At 62.6% G+C, this 2,055-nt stretch carries 2 protein-coding genes; both read right to left on the bottom strand.

Translation table 11 applies throughout. From position 1 onward, the window contains the following. Positions 1-108: 108 nt before the first annotated feature. The gene (istB, locus tag F8197_RS28145) at positions 109-894 is read right to left on the bottom strand and encodes an IS21-like element helper ATPase IstB (protein ID WP_152885396.1); all 786 of its coding nucleotides are present in this window, start codon (positions 892-894) and stop codon (positions 109-111) included. Beyond that, complete coding sequence (gene istA, locus F8197_RS28140; RefSeq protein ID WP_152885395.1) at positions 891-1,970, bottom strand: IS21 family transposase; 1,080 nt, start codon at positions 1,968-1,970, stop codon at positions 891-893. Before istA ends, istB begins: the two co-directional genes overlap by 4 nt. Positions 1,971-2,055 lie beyond the last annotated feature (85 nt).

Raw genomic sequence — 2,055 nt, 5'->3', positions numbered from 1 at the left:
TGTCAACAGCGATTGAAAACTGATACAGTTTTGGCGCTCGCAGCGATTTAAAACTGATACACCTCCGTCACCAGCACGCGCTGGATTTTTCCTCTTTTCGTAGCCCGGTCAAGCAGCCAGGTCGCCCCTGATACTCTGCACAATTCCTGCCTGTCGCTGATGCTTCAGCCGGTAACTTTCGCCAGCTATGGGCACGATATGGGCGTGGTGCAGCAAGCGGTCCAGCAGCGCCGCTGTCAGCGTTGCGTCCTGTGCAAACGTCGCGTCCCATTGCCCGAACGGCAGATTGCTTGTCACGATCAGGCTGCCTTTTTCGTACAGCGCCGCGATCACCTGGAAGAATAGGTTGGCCTGTTCGCGGTTCATCGGCAGGTAGCCGATTTCGTCGATGATGAGCAGCCTGTACGTCTTGATGGCCCGGTGCATCACCGTCTTCAAGCTGTTTTGCGCGTGCGCCGTCGTTAGCGTCAGCAGCAAATCGGACGCCGTCATGAAGCGCGTCTTGATGCCGGCCTGCGTGGCCTTGTACCCCAACGCCATTGCCAGGTGGGTCTTGCCAACGCCGCTGGGGCCGACGAGCACCACGTTTTCGTTGCGCTCGATGAAGCCCAATCCGGCCAGTTCCTCGACCTGGCTGCTCTTAACACCCTTGGCGAAGTCGTAGTTGAACTGCTCCAGCGTTTTGATCGCCGGGAAGCCGGCCAGGCGCGTCATCATGCTCTGCTTGCGCACCGTCCGTCCCGCCATTTCCTCGCGCAGCAGTCCCTCCAGGAAGTCGCTGTAGGCTATCCCATCCTTGGCCGCCTGCTGGGCCGCCGCGCCGTAGCCCTGTGCCACAAAGGGCAGCTTGAGCGCTTCGCACATCTGGGCGATCCGTTCATATTGCAGGTTCATGTCGCCACCCCTTGCTTGACGCTCATCAGCAACTGCTCATAGACCGCCAACGGGTGCTGCGCCGGCGCCGCTTCGGCGATCCGCTCGGCCACGATGGCAGGTCGCGGCAGCGGCGTCTCCGGTTCGGCCAACTGCGGCCGCGCGGCAGCCACGTCGCCGCGCCACGGCGGCGCCAGTTGCTGCAGGTGCGGCACTTCCAACGCCATCCGCGTCGCCGGCTGCTCCTGCGTCGTGCCGTGCACCCGCTCGTTGGCCACCTCGCGCAGCCAGCGCGCCACCTCGGCGTTCGCCGTCACGACGTCGAGCTGCAATCCGCTCTGGGCAAGGCGGCTCGCCAACGGCACGTAAAACGAACGGCGCAGATAGCCGTTGAAGCGCTCGACCTTGCCCTTGGTTTTGGCCCGGTACGGCTGGCACAGCTTGATGATGAAGCCGCTGTGCTTGGCGAAGTCCAGGAAGCCGGCATGGTAACGGTGCTGGCCGTTGCCGTACACATCGCGCTCGATCACCACCGTCTTCATGTTGTCGTACAGGACCTTGCGCGGCACGCCGCCGAACGCGGCGAAGGCGCGCTCGTGGCAACCGATCAGCGTGGCCACTTTCATGTCGCTGACGAACTCGACGTAGCTGGCGCGGCTGTAGCCCATCGTAGCGCAGAACGCGTGCAGCGGCGTGCTGCCTTTGCGGAACTCGACCCAGTCGACCTGCAACTGCTCGCCCATCGCCGTCTCGAAGCGCACCTCGGGCTCGACCGGCAGCGCCGGACGCAATGAGCGCATGAACGCACGCAACTGGCTGAGACCACCTTGGTAGCCACGCTCGACAATCTCGCGATGCAAGACGCTGGCCGGTATCCAATTCGGCTGCGCCGCCGCCTGCCGCTCGCGCAGATAACTTTCGTGCGCCGCCAGCTTCGTAGGGCGCTTGACCTTGCGTTCGTACTTCGGCACCGCCTCCAGCGCCAAGTGTCGCCGCACCGTGTTCACCGCGCAGCCCACCTCGGCGGCGATGCGCCGCAGACTCAACCCATGCTTGCTCAATAACTGAATTTCCACGTACACCTCGTTGGGTTTCAAGGCTGCTCCGCAAAGCAGCCATCATCTCAAAACGGTGTATCAGTTTTCAATCGCTGCTTGTATCAGTTTACAACCGCTGCTGACA

The sequence above is a fragment of the Duganella sp. FT27W genome, assembly GCF_009295655.1.
GTDB classification, from domain to species: domain Bacteria; phylum Pseudomonadota; class Gammaproteobacteria; order Burkholderiales; family Burkholderiaceae_D; genus Rugamonas; species Rugamonas zoogloeoides.
The sequence above is the reverse complement of the archived record's forward strand: the minus strand, read 5'-3'. Positions and strand labels throughout refer to the sequence as shown.